The sequence below is a fragment of the Enterococcus sp. AZ196 genome (assembly GCF_050498845.1).
In the GTDB taxonomy this organism is placed as follows: Bacteria; Bacillota; Bacilli; order Lactobacillales; family Enterococcaceae; genus Enterococcus_A; species Enterococcus_A murrayae.
Genome location: NZ_JBIPAM010000001.1, coordinates 341,217 through 357,063 on the forward strand (window position 1 = coordinate 341,217; position 15,847 = coordinate 357,063).

The 15,847-nt window shown below is 40.0% G+C and carries 16 protein-coding genes; 12 read left to right on the plus strand and 4 right to left on the minus strand.

Annotated elements, in window-relative coordinates:
• The first annotated feature begins 206 nt into the window (after window positions 1–206).
• The 8 genes from IGI67_RS01650 (at window position 207) to IGI67_RS01685 (ending at window position 8,042) form a co-directional block, all read left to right on the plus strand.
• Complete coding sequence (locus IGI67_RS01650; protein WP_429956545.1) at window positions 207–2,525, plus strand: ABC transporter permease; 2,319 nt, start codon at window positions 207–209, stop codon at window positions 2,523–2,525.
• A gap of 18 nt (window positions 2,526–2,543) precedes the next feature.
• Window positions 2,544–3,299 carry an ABC transporter ATP-binding protein gene (locus IGI67_RS01655; protein ID WP_429956546.1) on the plus strand — a complete coding sequence of 252 codons (756 nt, stop codon included), beginning with the start codon at window positions 2,544–2,546 and terminating at the stop codon, window positions 3,297–3,299.
• A 69-nt stretch (window positions 3,300–3,368) separates the two neighbouring features.
• Window positions 3,369–4,058 (plus strand): response regulator transcription factor, encoded by a 690-nt coding sequence (locus IGI67_RS01660; RefSeq protein WP_429956547.1) that lies wholly within the window; start codon window positions 3,369–3,371, stop codon window positions 4,056–4,058.
• Window positions 4,045–4,953 carry a sensor histidine kinase gene (locus IGI67_RS01665; protein WP_429956548.1) on the plus strand — a complete coding sequence of 303 codons (909 nt, stop codon included), beginning with the start codon at window positions 4,045–4,047 and terminating at the stop codon, window positions 4,951–4,953. The genes IGI67_RS01660 and IGI67_RS01665 overlap by 14 nt, the downstream gene beginning before the upstream one ends.
• A 52-nt stretch (window positions 4,954–5,005) precedes the next feature.
• Window positions 5,006–5,308 carry a DUF6506 family protein gene (locus IGI67_RS01670; RefSeq protein ID WP_207110773.1) on the plus strand — a complete coding sequence of 101 codons (303 nt, stop codon included), beginning with the start codon at window positions 5,006–5,008 and terminating at the stop codon, window positions 5,306–5,308.
• Window positions 5,309–5,425: 117 nt separating this feature from the next.
• Entirely contained in the window at window positions 5,426–6,613 is a 1,188-nt protein-coding gene (locus IGI67_RS01675) for a PLP-dependent aminotransferase family protein (RefSeq protein ID WP_429956549.1), read from the plus strand.
• A gap of 127 nt (window positions 6,614–6,740) precedes the next feature.
• Window positions 6,741–7,490 (plus strand): GNAT family N-acetyltransferase, encoded by a 750-nt coding sequence (locus IGI67_RS01680; RefSeq protein ID WP_429956550.1) that lies wholly within the window; start codon window positions 6,741–6,743, stop codon window positions 7,488–7,490.
• A 9-nt stretch (window positions 7,491–7,499) separates the two neighbouring features.
• Window positions 7,500–8,042, plus strand: coding sequence for a DUF1697 domain-containing protein (locus IGI67_RS01685; RefSeq protein WP_429956551.1), 543 nt, complete (start codon window positions 7,500–7,502; stop codon window positions 8,040–8,042).
• 34 nt (window positions 8,043–8,076) lie between these two features.
• Here IGI67_RS01685 and IGI67_RS01690 read toward each other — a convergent pair whose 3' ends face one another.
• Window positions 8,077–9,051 carry a serine hydrolase domain-containing protein gene (locus tag IGI67_RS01690; RefSeq protein WP_429956552.1) on the minus strand — a complete coding sequence of 325 codons (975 nt, stop codon included), beginning with the start codon at window positions 9,049–9,051 and terminating at the stop codon, window positions 8,077–8,079.
• 188 nt (window positions 9,052–9,239) lie between these two features.
• Here IGI67_RS01690 and IGI67_RS01695 point away from each other — a divergent pair, with 188 nt between their 5' ends.
• From IGI67_RS01695 to abc-f, 3 genes are all read left to right on the plus strand, one after another.
• Window positions 9,240–9,737, plus strand: a complete 498-nt coding sequence (locus tag IGI67_RS01695; RefSeq protein ID WP_429956553.1) for a GyrI-like domain-containing protein — start codon at window positions 9,240–9,242, stop codon at window positions 9,735–9,737.
• Between the two features lie 84 nt (window positions 9,738–9,821).
• On the plus strand, window positions 9,822–10,712 hold the full coding sequence (locus tag IGI67_RS01700) for an AraC family transcriptional regulator (RefSeq protein WP_429956554.1): 891 nt from the start codon (window positions 9,822–9,824) through the stop codon (window positions 10,710–10,712).
• Between the two features lie 405 nt (window positions 10,713–11,117).
• The gene (gene abc-f, locus IGI67_RS01705) at window positions 11,118–12,614 is read left to right on the plus strand and encodes a ribosomal protection-like ABC-F family protein (protein WP_429956555.1); all 1,497 of its coding nucleotides are present in this window, start codon (window positions 11,118–11,120) and stop codon (window positions 12,612–12,614) included.
• A 132-nt stretch (window positions 12,615–12,746) separates the two neighbouring features.
• Here the strand turns inward: abc-f and IGI67_RS01710 are convergent, their stop codons facing one another.
• The 3 genes from IGI67_RS01710 to IGI67_RS01720 all read right to left on the minus strand — a co-directional run bounded on the left by IGI67_RS01710 (window position 12,747) and on the right by IGI67_RS01720 (window position 14,904).
• Window positions 12,747–13,667 carry a LacI family DNA-binding transcriptional regulator gene (locus IGI67_RS01710; RefSeq protein ID WP_429956556.1) on the minus strand — a complete coding sequence of 307 codons (921 nt, stop codon included), beginning with the start codon at window positions 13,665–13,667 and terminating at the stop codon, window positions 12,747–12,749.
• 21 nt (window positions 13,668–13,688) lie between these two features.
• Window positions 13,689–13,961: a hypothetical protein gene (locus tag IGI67_RS01715; RefSeq protein WP_429956557.1), complete on the minus strand. Its 273-nt coding sequence runs from the start codon at window positions 13,959–13,961 to the stop codon at window positions 13,689–13,691.
• A 79-nt stretch (window positions 13,962–14,040) separates the two neighbouring features.
• Window positions 14,041–14,904, minus strand: coding sequence for an SPL family radical SAM protein (locus IGI67_RS01720; protein WP_429956558.1), 864 nt, complete (start codon window positions 14,902–14,904; stop codon window positions 14,041–14,043).
• A gap of 113 nt (window positions 14,905–15,017) precedes the next feature.
• Here IGI67_RS01720 and IGI67_RS01725 point away from each other — a divergent pair, with 113 nt between their 5' ends.
• A complete protein-coding gene (locus tag IGI67_RS01725) occupies window positions 15,018–15,842 on the plus strand; it encodes a MerR family transcriptional regulator (RefSeq protein WP_429958599.1) in 825 nt (274 codons plus the stop codon).
• The last annotated feature ends 5 nt before the right edge of the window (window positions 15,843–15,847 follow it).

Here is a 15,847-nt window from a genome sequence, read left to right on the forward strand (position 1 = left end):
AAAAACTTGTCATTTATAAAGTCAAATGCAAAAAAAGTTTTCGATCGTTAAGTCCAGCGATAATAATCTTTAATTGAGTCTTTTAGAACTTTTTTTCCTAAAAAATAAAATTTTAATACTAGGTTAATATTTCGTGTACATTCGAGAAAGGCTCCTTCTTTATAGTAGAGATAGGACAAAGGAAAAAGGAGCAGGGGTGACGGATGATGTATCGAAAGATTATAAAAAATGATGTAAAAGAAAGTAAGCTGATAACCATAATAACAACCATGTTTATTATGGTAGCGGCTGTGTTAGTGGCGTTGGCAACGATTTTGAGTGTGAATTTGGCAGGTTCTATCGACACCTTGATGGAAAAGACGCAATCGCCGCACTATATGCAGATGCACACAGGCACAGTTGATCGAGAACGTTTGGCAACATTTGTTGAAGAGAATGGAAATGTGGCAAATTATGAGATTGCTGAGTTTTTAAACCTTAACGGATCAGATATTGAACTTGGCGAGCATAGCTTTGCTGACAGTGTGGAGGATAATGGACTGGCGGTTCAAAGTAAAAAGCTTGATTACTTTTTGGATATGGACAATCAACCTATTCAGCCGAAGCCGGGTGAACTGTATGTTCCGGTAGCCTTCAAAAAGCAAGGGCTTGCCAAAATTGGAGATCAAGCAAAAATTGCTGGCAAGACGTTTACAATCAACGGCTTTTTACGTGACGGAACGATGAACTCTCAAATGGCGGGATCAAAACGTTTTTTATTGCATCAAAAGGATTACGACGCGCTTTTTTCGAAAGGAAAGCTGGAGTACATCATTCAGTTTCGATTGAAGGATCCAAGTAAACTGAATCAATTTGAGGCCGCCTATAAAAAAGCGGGTTTAGAGGTCAATGGACCCAATGGCACACATCGCTTATTCAAATTGGGCAATGCTATGTCAGATGGAATCATGATCGGCATTTTATTATTGATCAGCTTACTGGTGGTTCTAATGACATTTATGTGTATTCGTTTCACTCTGTTGTCAAAGATCGAGGAGGATTATAAAGAAATCGGTGTGATGAAGGCAATCGGTCTGCAGTTGAAGGAAATTAAAAAAATCTATTTGGCCAAATATGCGGTGATCTCTGTTATCGGCAGTGTGCTTGGTTATCTCATTTCCATTCCATTAAGTTACCTTCTATTGAAAAATATTAAGCTATTCATGGGGGAAAGCAGTAATGAAGGATTGAGCTGGGTTTTGGCCATCGCAGGTGTATTTATAGTAATGGTTTTGATGATTGCTTATGTTTTCAGATTGCTGAATCGTTTTAAAAAGATTTCGGCGGTTGAAGCGATTCGCTTCAGCGGAGCAAACGAAAAGGTTAACACTAAAACACGCTTTAACCTCCGCAAATTAGCATTTTTATCACCCGATACACGAATCGGAATCATCGATATTATGAATCGGAAAAAAATCTATTTGACTATGCTGCTGGTATTCATTCTATCGACTTTTATTATGATCGTTCCAGCATTGGTCTATCATACTTCTTCTTCTGAGAAGTTCGTGGAAAGCTTGGGATTCAGTCATAACGTTGATATAGCCACCAGCCTGTATCAATCAACCAACAGCGTTGAGAATCAGGATAAAATCGAAAGCTATTTGGCTAATGATCCAGATGTTGAGACTTTCAGTAAAATCTCGACGAAAAATTTTGATGTCAAAGAAACTGGCAATGCTGACAGCGTGCTGTCCGTTGAATTAGGAAATCATCAAAAATTTCCTGTAGATTACTTGCAGGGAAAAGCACCGAGTAAAATGAATCAAATTGCCATATCTACGATTAATGCAGAGGAATACAATAAAAAAATTGGTGATTCGATCATTTTGGTCAGAGAAGGTCGCGAGGAAACATTCATAGTTTGCGGAATCTATGCGAATGTATTCAACGGCGGCAAGACAGCCAAGGCAATTTTTGAAGATACCACTGCACCGACGATCTGGACAGATATTTCGATCAAGCTAAAGGATTCAAATAAAGTATCGCAAAAAATGAAGCAATACAAGAAAGATCTGCCTTTTGTCAAGATGAACAATGCAGAACAATTTCGTGATCAAACCTTTGGTTCCACGATACAATCTGTCAAGATGATTTCAATTGGGGCCTTGCTAGTAGCCTTACTGGTCACTGGCTTAATCACTTCTTTATTCATGAAGCTGCTGTTGGTGAAGGACAAAAAGGAAATCGCTACATTGAAGGCAGTGGGCTTCACCAACCAGGAAATTAGAAAGCAATACCTTTCAAGAAGCCTGACCGTCTTAATCGTTGGATTAGGCTCGGGAACGTTATTAGCCATGACGCTTGGAAAAACAATGTCTGGTTTAGTATCGGCGGCTTTAGGCGGAGTCAGTATTCAATTAACAGGAAGTCCTCTGATTTATCTTGGCTGTCCAATTTTGATGCTGGTTGTTACTTATTTCGCCACCAAATCGATAACCGTGCAAGCAGGGAAAATTGAAATCGCTGAAAACTTTAAAGACTAGAAAAGGATGGAGAAAAAAATGCAAACAATCATAAATGGAACAGACATTATCAAAAGCTTTGGTGAAGGAGAAGAACAGGTGACTGTTTTAAATAGCGTGAACATTCAAATTGAAATGGGGCAGTTTGTTGCAATCATGGGTCCTTCTGGCTCAGGAAAATCTACACTGCTTTATGCGATTAGCGGAATGGACAAGGTTGATTCAGGAAAAATAAGCGTTAATAACCAGCAAATCGATACAATGGCAGAAAAACAGCTAGCTGATATCCGCAGGGAACAAATGGGTTTTGTCTTCCAGCAGCCGACCTTGCTGAAAAATCTTTCCCTTATTGACAATATCATCTTGCCGAGCTTAAAAGGAAAAAAGCAGGTCGCCGAGCAAGTGAAGCGGGCAGAAGGCTTGATGGAAAAAGTAGGTATTGCAGAGCTGAAGGATCGTAAAATCACACAGGTATCTGGCGGGCAGCTGCAAAGAGCTGGAATCTGCCGTGCGTTGATGAGTCAGCCGATTATTATTTTCGGCGATGAACCAACCGGAGCTTTGAATTCGAAAGCCGCTCAGGAAATCATGAATATCTTATTGAAAATAAACGAAGATGGGACGACCGTGGTTATTGTCACTCACGATGTGAAGGTAGCTGCGCAAAGTGAGCAGGTTCTGTTCATGGAAGACGGTCAAATTGTCGATACCTTATATTTAGGAAACTGTACGAATGAAAAGCTTGAGAAACGCATAGAAAAAATCAACGAGAAGGTTTTAGCTGTCGAAATCTAATAATAAGTACGAATCCGAAAACGTTACTATGGTAAAATTAGATGACGAACTCAGGAAGCAGGGGGACTGATGGTATACAATATTTTGCATGTGGATGATGAAAAGGAAATCATCAAACTACTAAAGATGTACTTAAAAAGCGAAGATATCAACCATTACGAGGCTGCTAATGGTCGTGAGGCGTTGATAATTTTAGCGGAAAAGAAGATTGATCTGCTGATCGTTGATATCATGATGCCGGAAGTTGACGGTTTTGAACTGATCCGTACTGTCAGGAAAACCAGTAAACTGCCAATCTTAGTAATTTCGGCGCGGGTCGAGGCCTCTGATCGGATTTTCGGACTAGAGATCGGGGCCGATGATTATTTGACAAAGCCTTTTGACCCTCATGAAGCAATCGCTCGAGTAAAGGCGCTGCTGCGGAGGTATTACTCATTAGGCGTGAACAGCGGATTAGGGCAGGATCAGTTAAAAGTCGGCAATTTGACGTTAGATACTCACGCTTGTACTGCTTATGTTGAAGAACAGCTGATCATTTTGACAGCGGTGGAATTTCGCGTGTTGAAGCTATTGATGGAACAGCCGGGTCGAGTGTTCACTAAGGAACAAATCTACGAGCATGGATGGCAGGATCCTTTGGCAGGGGATAATAACGTGAGAGTCATGATGAGCAAGCTGCGAGAAAAAATCGGAAACGAGCGGATTAAAACGATTCGAGGATTAGGCTATCGTTTGGAGGTTGTCCATGAAACAGCTTAGAAATGCGATTTTACGTTCTTTTATTCTCTACTTTTTGGGACTTTCGGTCGTTGGCGGCTTGATCGAGGAATTTTTTTCTCAGTTGCAGATCCTTGTCTTTGAATCGGAGTATCAGGCGCTCTTAATGATTATCGGAGGAGTATTTCAACTCATTGCGATTTTCGGCTTTTCTTATTTGTTTTATCGAAGCTTAAATAAAAAAATCGCAAAGCAAAGTCAGAAAATTGCCAAGCAGCAGAATACGTTGTTTGCCAATATTGCTCACGACCTGAAAACCCCCTTAACCAGTATCTCAGGCTTTTCTAAAGCCTTAAGTGAAGATATTGTCGAGCCGGAGGAACGAGCAGAGGTCTCTTCGATTATTTATCAGAAATCGTTGACGGCTAATGAGCTGTTAGATTTAATGTTTCAATATACAAAATTGAATTCCACAGAATATAGCCTAAAGCGGCAAGAATACGCAGTGAATTATTTATTGAAAGAAGCTATCGCGGATAATTATGACTTGATCGAGCAGCAGCAAATCGAACTGCTTTTAGACCTGCCGGAAGAGCCGATCATAAAGAGCATCGATAAGGTGGAGATGCGGCGTGTGTTTAATAATTTATTGATCAATGCCTGCAAGCATAATCCGCCGAAAAGTAAATTGGCAATTTCAATCACGGAAAACAATAATCAGACAAAAGTTGTCTTAGCTGATAACGGAACGGCGATTCCGCTAAAGGACCGAGAAAAACTCTTTCGCCCATTTGTCAGTGAGAATGAAACCGAACGGAACTTTCAAGGCAGCGGATTAGGTTTAGCAATCGTCAAAGCAATCATTGATAAGCATGGTTTTACAATCGAGCTGCTGGATGATGAAGTATATACTAAAAAATTTGTGCTCACACTTTAAACAATCCAATAGTCTGCTAACAAAGGGACTAAAAATATAAAGGAGGTTTCATATGTTAAAAGCAGCATTTATTTTTGTAGCAGAAGGTGCAGATGGTAAAAAGGATCGTTCAGTTGTGACAACACCCGCAGTTGAATTAACTACGGTTGGTGTAGTGGATTACGAGGAAGCTGTTGAAATTTCAAAAGAACTAGTTGAAGCTGGTATTCAAGCAATCGAATTATGCGGCGGATTTGGTCACTTGGGAACAGCTAAAATTGTTGAAGCGGTTGGAGAGAAGGCAGTTGTTGGTGTCGTAAGATTTGATAAACACCCGGGATTGGGGAATCAATCCGGCGATAGCCTTTATTTGTAAAGAAAAAACTAGAATAAGAGTTGAGAGCAGAAGTATTTTTTATGCTTCTGCTTTCTTATTGTTTACTATAAATGAAAATTGCGATAGAATGAGAAGAAAATTAAAGGAAGATTAATTATGAAATATGCCGATCGAATGGGAAAATTGAATGCTTCAGAAATACGTGAATTGTTGAAGGTCACGGATCGACCGGAAATCATTTCCTTTGCGGGAGGATTACCGGCAGCGGAGCTTTTTCCAATCGAACAAATGGCTGCCGCTTGTATGACTGTTTTGGAAAATGATGGTGAAAAGGCCCTGCAATATTCTGCAACAGAAGGTTTTGCTCCTCTTAGAAAATGGATCGCCGAGCGTGAAAATAGCCGAATTGGAACGAAGCTGACAGCGGATAATATTTTGATTACCCATGGCTCTCAGCAAGCGTTAGATTTGATAGGAAAGCTGTTGATCAATAAGGACGATGTCGTTTTATGTGAAAGCCCCACGTATTTGTCCGCCTTGAATGTCTTTAAAACATTTGAGGGTCACATTCTGGAAGTTCAAACAGATGAGGAAGGTATGATTGTCAGTGATCTGGAACATCTCTTGGCAAGTACTGCGAACGTAAAATTGATTTATGCAATTCCGACCTTCCAGAATCCTTCAGGGAAAACATGGTCTTTAGAACGGAAGAAGCAGATTTTGGCTGTAGCGAATCGATACGACGTGGCAATTATTGAAGATGCGCCCTATGAAGAATTGCGTTATTCAGGGGAAGCAACGCCACCGATGTTCAGCTTTCCTCAATCCGAGAATGTGCTCCGGACTGGAAGCTTCTCGAAAATTCTTTGTCCCGGTCTGCGAATCGGTTGGATTGCGGCGGATTCAAAAGTGATCGAGAAGCTGGTTTTGATTAAACAAAGTACAGATCTGCAAAGCAATACCTTCGCCCAAAGGCAAATTTTTCAGTTTATTCAGGATCATGCTATCGATGAGCATATCAGCAGGCTGATTCAGGTATATCGTTTACGAAGGGATGCGGCAATTTCTGCGATTGAAACATATTTCCCTAAAAATATTCAGTATACGCATCCTAAAGGAGGGCTCTTTATCTGGCTGGAGTTGCCGGAGAGTATCAATACCACTGATTTATTGCAAAAAAGTCTCGAACAAAACGTAGCCTTTGTCAGCGGTGAATCGTTTTATGCAGAAAACCCTAGATACAATACGATGCGCTTGAACTTTTCTTGCATGGATGAGGAAAGGATTGAAGCTGGCTTTAAAATCTTAGGAGAGCTGATTTCGAACGAGCTGAAAGACGAATAAACAGATTTGAAAGAAGAGGTGCTTCGCTTGAGGCCCTCTTTTACTATAGTAGGAAAATAAAATTTTTGAAGAAGAGAGAAGCTGACTTAATGCTATACTTGAAGCAATAGGATGAAGGAGGGATTGGATGATAGAATATGTGAATTTAACAAAAGAAACTATTGCGGATGAGCATCTGTGTTGCGCAATCTCAGGGAAAAAGCATCAAGCTGGTGTTGATACAAAAAGAAACTGGCTCGATGAACGTTTGACAGAAGGGCATGTATTTCGGAAGCTGGATGCGAATGGGAAGGTTTTTATTGAATATGCCCCTTTAGAAACTGCCTGGGTTCCTGTTGTTGGTGAGAACTATTTATATATTTATTGTTTGTGGGTTTCTGGCAGCTTCAAGGGCCAAGGTCACGGAAAAAATCTGCTGAATTATTGCTTAGAGGATGCCAAAAAACAAAATAAAGCTGGAGTATGCGTGATTAGTTCAAAAAAGAAGACTCCCTTTTTAACCGATAAAAAGTTTGTTGAAAAAAGTGGTTTTCAAGTTGTTGATCAAATCGCCGGCGGCTTTGAGCTCCTGGCACTGTCGTTTGACGGAACAGTACCAGCTTTTTCGGAAACAGCCAGAAAGCAAACCATTGACGAACAAGAACTAACGATTTTTTATGGACAGCAATGCCCATTTATCCCAAATGGTTTAAAAGAGGCGCAGGAATACTGCGAAGAAGCAAACATTCCGTTGAGGTTGGTTCCAGTCGACAGCCTTGAAAAAGCAAAACACCAGCCGGGAATATTCAACAATTGGGCCGTTTATCATCAAGGAAAATTCTTAACGGTCCACATGTTGAATAAAAAAGTGTTGAAGAAATTATTGGCTTCAGTGTGAGGGAGAAAATTGAAAAAATATATTGCACTTTTGCGTGGGATCAATGTCAGCGGCAAAAATAAAGTTGCAATGCCCGTATTGAAAAACGCGTTTGAAGAAATTGGCTTCTCTGAGGTTTCGACATATATCAATAGCGGAAATGTGCTATTTTCCAGCGAAAGTGAAGACAAGTCAGAACTAATTTTAAAATGTGAAGCCGTCATCTCTGAGAGGTTCGATTTAACGATTCCAGTTGCCGTCATGGCGGTTGAAGATTTGGTCGAGACAGTAAAGCATGCGCCTGACTGGTGGGGACAGGAAAAAGAAACCATTCATTATGCGATCTTTATGATCGCTCCCATAACCGTATCAGACGTTTTTGCTGCAGTAGGAGAACCAAAAATGGAGTATGAGCGAATCGCTCATTATGGCGAAGTTATTTTTTGGTCAGCGCCTCGGAAAACGTTCAATAAGGCACGTTGGTCAAAAATTGCCAGCTCTTCAGTCAATAATCATGTGACTATCCGCAATGCGAATACAGTCAACAAATTGTTAACAATGGGACACTATTAAAAAATCAAGCAGTCGCAAAACTGCTTGATTTTTTCTATATCAGCGGCAAAATTTCTTGTTGAATAAAATCAACACGATCATAAACATTTTCTTTGAATAAAGCGGTAATTGTGATGATTAGCTTTTGTTCATGGTCAATATAAATGACATTGCCACCGTCTCCCATCGCGGCAATAATTGGTTTTATAGGATCAATGATCCACCATAAGTAGCCATAATCAAGCTGTTCCTGTTCCCAACAAGAGTGCTTTTTCTGCATCATTGTTAGCCAGCTTTTCGGAACGATCGGTTGTCCGTTCCAGCTGCCTTGATTCAAGATTAACCTGCCGATTTTTACCAGTTCGCGTGTAGTCAGCGTTAACCCCCAGCCACCAGCATTCAATCCAGTATTATCTGCGACCCAGCCATTTGAGGTAGTCGATTGATTAAAGGCCATTTGCTCTTTGGCGGATTTCAAATAGATCGTTTTTTCGACATCAATACCTAAGGGCTCGAATAATTCTCTTCGAGCAAAGTCGAGGACATTCTGATTCGTGGAGCGTGAAAGGACGGCGGATAGAAGATCAGGTCCTATCAATGGCGTATAATTGAATTCGCCGATTTGCTGCTTTCCACCTAGTTGCTTTAAGGTGAACTTGACCCAGTCTTTGCTCATGAAATATTTGATATATGCAAGAGGGCCGGACTTATATTTGAAGGGTGCGGTCATAGTTATTAAATTTTCCAATGTAATGTTTTTGATCGTCGTGTTTTTTGTTGGATAATCTGGGAAATAACTTACTATCGGACGGTCCAGTTCATTAAGATAGCCTTGTTCTTGAGCAATTCCTAATAATAGTGACAGGATACTTTTGGTGATTGAATAGACATGGATCTTACTAGATGCATCGCAGTTGTTAAAATATTCTTCATAAAGCAGCTGATCATTTTTTTGCACAATAATCCCAGTAATATTCTGATAGTCTGTCTTGATTTTTTGTTGAATCGGTTTGAATTTCTCTTCGTTCATTGTGTTCCTCCATTTCCGAAGGCGCCTTCTATACTTAGAGTAAGTGCATTAAAAATCATAATCAAGTGTTATTTTAAAAAAGTTAAATTTTACCAAGTCAAGGTCCTTCTCTTTTTTTGCTTCAAAAAGGGTAAAAGGAAATCAAGCTTGTTTTGCTATAGTGAAGAAAAGAAAGCGAGGGATTTACTATGGAACATCGGATTGTTGAATTAGCGAGCTTTAAGCTAGTAGGTTTTAAAAAGGAATCGACGAATGCGAATCGTCAAGGGATGAAGGACTGCCCGGCATTTTGGAATGAGATCGTTTCTGCCGGCAAACAGGAGTCACTTTTACCAATGATCAATCACGAACCATTTGGATTGATTGGAGCTAGTTTTTATAATGTGGATGATACAGATGCACAAAAGTTTGATTATTATATTGCTGTTGCAACTACGAATGATACACCATCGGATTTATATGAAGTTGAGGTGCCGGCAAATATGTGGGCAGTTTTTCCTTGTACGCGAAAAACTTCCGGAAAAACGCAATTTGCGATCGTGTCTAAGTGGGCACCGCAGTCAACGGAATATGAATTGTTAAATGAAGGCTATATGACAGGTGAGATGATTTCCGGTGGTCCGGATCTTGAAGTTTATGGGCGTGGCGATGACATCGAAATTTGGGTACCAGTAAGAAAAAAATAATCGACTCAGCATAAGTTTAGAAAAGTTTAGCAGCTTCTCCTTGATATGCTATTCTTATAAAAGAGAGTTTACAGGAGGAGTTTCATGTCAAAAGATCTTGAGCGTTTTTCAAGCACCTTGGCTTATATAGAAAATCATTTATTTGAAGCCATTTCACTGAAGCAATTAGCAAAGCAGGCGTTGCTTTCGGAATATACTTTCCACCGTTTCTTCACTTATTTAACGGGTTATTCCTTTTCGAATTATTTGCGTTACCGGCGTCTGTCAGAAGCGGTCGAATTATTGCGAAAAGGAATTCCGATTGACGAGATATCTGAACGGTGCGGCTATGCAAACCGTTCAGCTTTTAATCGGGCGTTTTCAAAATTCCACGGCATTGCACCTAGTCAGGCCAAGGATATCGAAGCTGCCGTCAATTTCTTTCCGCCGATTCGATTGGATATTCAGATAAATGGCGGGAAAATGTTGAACTACCATATCGAGCAGCTGCCGAGTTTCACTATCGTTGGTAAAATGGCGGCCTATCAATTGGAGGATGATCTTTTTAGAAATACTGGCAAGCACTGGGAAAGCTTCTTTATGGATCAAGAGCTGAGAACTTTTGCCGAGAGCGATGCCACTCGAAAAAGCTTTTTTGGTCTAAGACGCGCGCCTTATTTTGCTGTCGCAAATCCTGCAAAACCACAATCAGGTTATCTGAATTATTTTACAGGATTTGTTTTGAATCTAAAGACGTCATCAAGCTATTTGACGCTGGAAATTCCTAAACAGACGTATGCTGTTTTCGTTAGCGATCCCTACGATTATCGTAAAACAGAGAATGTTTCAAACGCGTATTACCAATTGCAGCAGCAGATTTTCAATACTTGGCTGCCGCAAACGGAATATCAAAAGATCGACGGACCAGAACTGGAAACCTATCTCACCTTGGGGAATAGCGCATGCTTAGAAATCTGGCTGCCGATTAAGAAATAAGAGAGATGTAAGACAAGAATTTCCAACGTGTTCTTGTCGGATTATTTGGGAACACGGAGGGAAATAGATGCAGGAATCTTATTCAGCAACCAGACATTTTTAAGATTTTTTGACGATAAAGCGTTTTCGTGATATCGTAAAAATAGAAGAAGGAAAGTGAGGGATCTCATATGATTGATTCATCAGTGAAGTAGAAAAGCTGCATTCAGACTGTACCTCTGGAGACTAAGGGAGCAGTGTGCAGATTTTCGAAAAATTGGTGGATGATCATCGAGGTTCCTTTTTATACAGAAGCGGCTTATTTGCTTATTGGTCGAACTGTCTAAAAATAGCTCTGTGACCCAGTTTTTCGAAAATAACTGGGTCTTTTTTGGCTTCATTTGAAGCCAAAGTGAGGTGTTTATTATGACAAATATAAAAATTGATCATTTAACGTTTGGTTATGATCGGCTGGGAACACTGCTTTTTGATGATGCCCAACTAACTATTGCTACTGATTGGAAGCTTGGATTAGTAGGTCGCAATGGGCGCGGAAAAACAACACTGCTGAATTTACTGAGAGGAGAATTACCTTACCAAGGACAGACAGTCCACCAGCTTGAAATGAAATATTTCCCTAAAAAAATCAATGATCCTACGCAATTAACTTATTTTGCTCTAACTGAAGAAGAGGATTTAGAGATTTGGAAAATAGAACGAGAGCTGACGTTATTGAACTGTGATCTGGATATATTGTGGCGTCCATTTTCGACCTTATCTGGAGGCGAACAGACCAAAGCTCTTTTGGCGCTCTTATTTTTGGATGAGTATTCTTTTCCACTGATCGATGAACCGACCAATCATTTAGACATCAAAGGGCGACAATTAGTAGCTGACTATCTTAGAAAAAAACAGCAGGGGTATATATTAGTTAGTCATGATCGAAGCTTTTTAAATCAGGCTGTGGACCATATCCTAGCAATTGAGAAAAGTCAGTTGATTCTTTATCAAGGAAATTTTTCAACTTACGAAGAACAAAAGGCCCAGCGCGATGCTTATGAGCTGGCCCAAAACAGTAAATTGAAAAAAGAGATCAGCCGCCTACAAAGGACTGCACGGGAAAAAGCAGAATGGTCGTTTTCTCGTGAAAAGGATAAAACAAATAAACCCAAGGGATTTATTGATACAGAATATCGCCGAGTCAGTCCTGGGGCGATAGGAGCAGATGCGGCCCGCATGATGAAAAGGTCAAAAGCAATTGTTCAACGAGTAGAAGGGCAAATCAGCGAGAAAGAAAAGCTGCTGAAAAATATTGAATCGGTCGACGCCTTGACCATCTCCTATGAAGAAAATTACCATCGGAGAATTATACAGGTAGAAGATTTAGCTTTAAGCTATTTTGATAGAACATTATTTAGCGGGAAGAGCGTTGAATTATTGCGAGGTGAATGTCTCACGATTATTGGAAAAAACGGCAGCGGCAAAACATCTTTGATCCAAGCGCTGTTAGGAGAATTTCCTGGGGAAATAACAGGAGTGATCCAACGAGTGAACGGATTAACTATCAGCCGTATACGCCAAAATTATGAAAGCAATCAAGGAACTTTAGAGGCCTTTGCGGAAAAAGAGGGATTGGATTATTCTCAATTTTTGAATAACCTGCGTAAACTAGGAATGGAGCGGCAAGTCTTTGCTAATCGGATTCAAGACATGAGTATGGGGCAACGCAAGAAAGTAGAACTGGCAAAATCTTTATCCCAAACAGCTAATCTATATATTTGGGACGAACCGTTAAACTATCTTGATGTCTTCAACCAAAAGCAAATTCTGGAGTTACTGCAGCGCGTGAAACCAACGCTGATTCTGATTGAGCATGACGATTATTTTGTAAAAAAGGTCAGTGATAAAGTTGTCAGATTATAAGCGGAGATTTCGAAAAGAGTGAATGATTAGGCAGTCGCTTTAAGAAAGAAAAGTATTTTTTGATTTTACTTAACGAATGGAAAGTCGCAAGCAAAAAAGCAGGTGGATGTTTAAAGTCCAGCTGCTTTTGACTTATCTCTTTATAAAATGATGCGGAATGCAAATTTTTTCGTGTTTGTTGTAGTAGAAAGCTTCAAAAGCTTTTTTGCCACATTCAGCTAAGTGATGATCAATGGTTGAAAATCCCATCACTTCACTGATCAAGAGATTTTCCCGGCCAATAACTAAGGGCTTATCACTCTTGTGTTGCTGCAAAATAGTTGCAGCAATACTGTCACCAAAAGTCAAAATCCCATCAACTTCTCGTTTCTTAAAGAACGCAGCGCCTTGGATACCATCTTCTGCGACGATGCAATCCCAAAAAATATTGCCCTCATCGAACTCAGGATAAACCTCCTTGGCTTTTTGGATGGAGAATTCGGAGTTGTGGCTAATGTTCTTGCTTCGTCCCAAAGTCATGCCGGGATTTTTCACGCCTTTTTCTTTCATATAGGAAAAAGCCTCTTTTATAGATTTTTTCAGATTGATATAGACACAGCTTACATCGGCATTTGGTATTTCTTCGCAAAAGATGATCGGTCCGTATTGCAGATAGTCAAGAAAAACCTTGATCGAGTTTGCTTTCGTCGTAACGATCAATCCGTCAAATGCGCGTTTAGAAAATTCAGCTAGATAGCGTTTCTCTAATTCTTGATCATAGTTTGTCGGTAATAAACTGATTTGATAACCATGGTCAAAGGCCGCTTGCATGATTCCGCTGAGCATCTGATCGTAATAGTCATGATTGACAAATGGCAGAATCACACCAATGTTTTTGGTTCTGCCATAACTCAGATTTTGAGCGGAACGATTGGGCACATAGTTTAGCTCAGCCATTACCTCTAATACCTTTGCTTGTTTAGTATCATCAACGTAGGGATGATGATTGATGACACGAGAAATGGTTGAGACCGAGTAACCAGTGATTTTTGCAATATCGCGAATATTTGCCATGGGACACCTCTTCTAAACTTTTTAAGCAGCTAAATGCTCTTTTAAATATTCAATAACAGCAGGTCCAAATTGGTAAAAAGTGTATCGACGGTCACGATAAAAGAAACTAACCACGGGACAGCCCAACAGGTCATTGATTAGTAAATGCTTGATTTCAGCCAGCTGAAGATTTTGAATAATCGGCCGCTTAAAACCGCGGCTTCGTACAAGTTTCAATTGGTCCTCAGAAAAATGCAGGGAAACATGAAAATGTTCTTGCGTCTCATCATGCTGAACTTTCACATACGTATTCATAAAAAATTCCTCCTTTTTTCTTTACAAGGGAAGTATAATTTATGAAACGAGTTTCATAGCAAGCGTTTTACTTCATTTTTTAAAATAAGGATAGCTGTTCGCGTTTGTCTTCAAATTCATGCAGGTAGCGAAACACCTCTTCTGACCTCCAAAGGATACCATGCTTTTGACAGGTTTCGATAAAAATTTCCATCAATCGATCGTTGTTTGGGCTATTGCAGACGTAGTTTTCACCGAATGCATACATGTATTTTTTCTTCATGCCAGGAAAGTATTTATCTAATTGCTGATAAAAGTATTCCCGATTACCGGCCCGCATCGTCACACCAAAACCAAAGCATAGTATTCCCTTAACTCCAGCCTGAATGCAATAATCTAAAATGCCGCGTAAATTTTCTTCGCTGTCGTTGATAAATGGCAGGATTGGGGATAACCAAACCACAGTCGGCACCTCTGCTTCTCTAAATTTCATCAAGGTCTCAAATCGTTCTCTAGTCGTTGAGACATAGGGCTCCAGGATTTTACACAAGTCTTCATCATAGGTGGTTAAGGTCATTTCAACAACTGCTTTGGTCTTTTGATTGATCGATTTCAGCACATCCAGATCACGCAAAATCCGAGATGATTTTGTTTGGACCGCCACACCAAACTCGTATTTATCGATCAATTCTAATGCGCCCTGCGTGATCTTCAGCCGTGGCTCTAATTGAATATAAGGGTCAGTCATTGCTCCTGTCCCTATCATGCAAGGTTTTCTCCGCCGTTGTAGTTCTTGTTCAAAAATCTCTAGCGCATTTGCCTTCACTTCAATATCCTCAAAGGTGTGATTGATTTGATAACAATCACTGCGGCTATCACAGTAAATACAGCCATGGGTACATCCACGAAAGAGATTCAAGCCGTTCTTCGCAGACAAAATTGTTTTATATTTCTTGTAATGCATAGTCTACCTCTTTTCAAAAATAAAATGCAACGAAAAGAACGAGAGTTCGTATTTATTATCCCATAAATTTATACTGATAACAATCAAAAGTATAGGTATAATAGGCAATGGAGGTGTTTTTATTGCTCAAAATCGGTGAATTTTCTCAGCTAGGACAGGTATCGATTCGCACACTGAGACACTACGATGAGATCGATCTGCTTCATCCTAAGCTGGTGGATGAAGAATCAGGCTATCGCTACTATTCAGTGAGACAGTTAGATGTCTTAGCACAAATTGTTCTACTAAGAGAGCTAAAGTTTTCTTTGAAAGAAATCAAGAGCTTGATCCAGCAAGATCCCAAAATTTTTACCGCAGCATTACTAAAAAAAGATCGCGAAATTGAAAAAGAAATTCAGCGTGATCAATTCCGCCAACAACAAATACAGCAAATGATCCAACGGATGCAGCACAAAGGGAATTATCAGGTAAAAATCAAAGAAATTCCAGCCTTTCCTGTCATAAGTTTGCGAAAAAAAATCAAAAGCTTTTATCATGAAGGCTTGTTGTGGGAAGAGTTTCAGTCATTGCTAAAAAAACAAGGGCTCTCTTTTCCGTCTGATTCGAATCAATGTTTAACGATTTTTCACGATGAAGAATACTTGGAAGAGGGCGTAGATGTGGAGGTAGCAATTATCTCTAGTAAAAAAGCAGTGAAGCCGCTGCAAATGAAACAGCTTCCAAAAATTGACCATGCTGCAATTTTTTATGTGGAGGGAAATTATCATCAGCTCCCTGAAGCCTACCAAGCATTTGCCAAGTGGCTGGAGGAACACCCAGAATTTCAAATGTTAAAAACCACACGTCAAATTTGTCATATAGGTCCCGAGCATACGAATAATCCAGAGGAATATCTGACAGAATTACAAATTCCATTAATCTCCTTGACTCTCACATAGCGTGA

Excerpts from the sequence above, each read along its gene's own strand:
- IGI67_RS01720 (WP_429956558.1), bottom strand. The coding sequence starts at position 14,904 with ATGCATTACAAGAAATATAAAACAATTTTGTCTGCGAAGAACGGCTTG.
- IGI67_RS01715 (WP_429956557.1), bottom strand. The coding sequence starts at position 13,961 with ATGAATACGTATGTGAAAGTTCAGCATGATGAGACGCAAGAACATTTT.
- IGI67_RS01650 (WP_429956545.1), top strand. The coding sequence starts at position 207 with ATGTATCGAAAGATTATAAAAAATGATGTAAAAGAAAGTAAGCTGATA.
- IGI67_RS01680 (WP_429956550.1), top strand. The coding sequence starts at position 6,741 with ATGATAGAATATGTGAATTTAACAAAAGAAACTATTGCGGATGAGCAT.
- IGI67_RS01660 (WP_429956547.1), top strand. The coding sequence starts at position 3,369 with ATGGTATACAATATTTTGCATGTGGATGATGAAAAGGAAATCATCAAA.
- IGI67_RS01670 (WP_207110773.1), top strand. The coding sequence starts at position 5,006 with ATGTTAAAAGCAGCATTTATTTTTGTAGCAGAAGGTGCAGATGGTAAA.
- abc-f (WP_429956555.1), top strand. The coding sequence starts at position 11,118 with ATGACAAATATAAAAATTGATCATTTAACGTTTGGTTATGATCGGCTG.
- IGI67_RS01690 (WP_429956552.1), bottom strand. The coding sequence starts at position 9,051 with ATGAACGAAGAGAAATTCAAACCGATTCAACAAAAAATCAAGACAGAC.
- IGI67_RS01695 (WP_429956553.1), top strand. The coding sequence starts at position 9,240 with ATGGAACATCGGATTGTTGAATTAGCGAGCTTTAAGCTAGTAGGTTTT.
- IGI67_RS01710 (WP_429956556.1), bottom strand. The coding sequence starts at position 13,667 with ATGGCAAATATTCGCGATATTGCAAAAATCACTGGTTACTCGGTCTCA.
- IGI67_RS01655 (WP_429956546.1), top strand. The coding sequence starts at position 2,544 with ATGCAAACAATCATAAATGGAACAGACATTATCAAAAGCTTTGGTGAA.
- IGI67_RS01700 (WP_429956554.1), top strand. The coding sequence starts at position 9,822 with ATGTCAAAAGATCTTGAGCGTTTTTCAAGCACCTTGGCTTATATAGAA.
- IGI67_RS01665 (WP_429956548.1), top strand. The coding sequence starts at position 4,045 with ATGAAACAGCTTAGAAATGCGATTTTACGTTCTTTTATTCTCTACTTT.
- IGI67_RS01675 (WP_429956549.1), top strand. The coding sequence starts at position 5,426 with ATGAAATATGCCGATCGAATGGGAAAATTGAATGCTTCAGAAATACGT.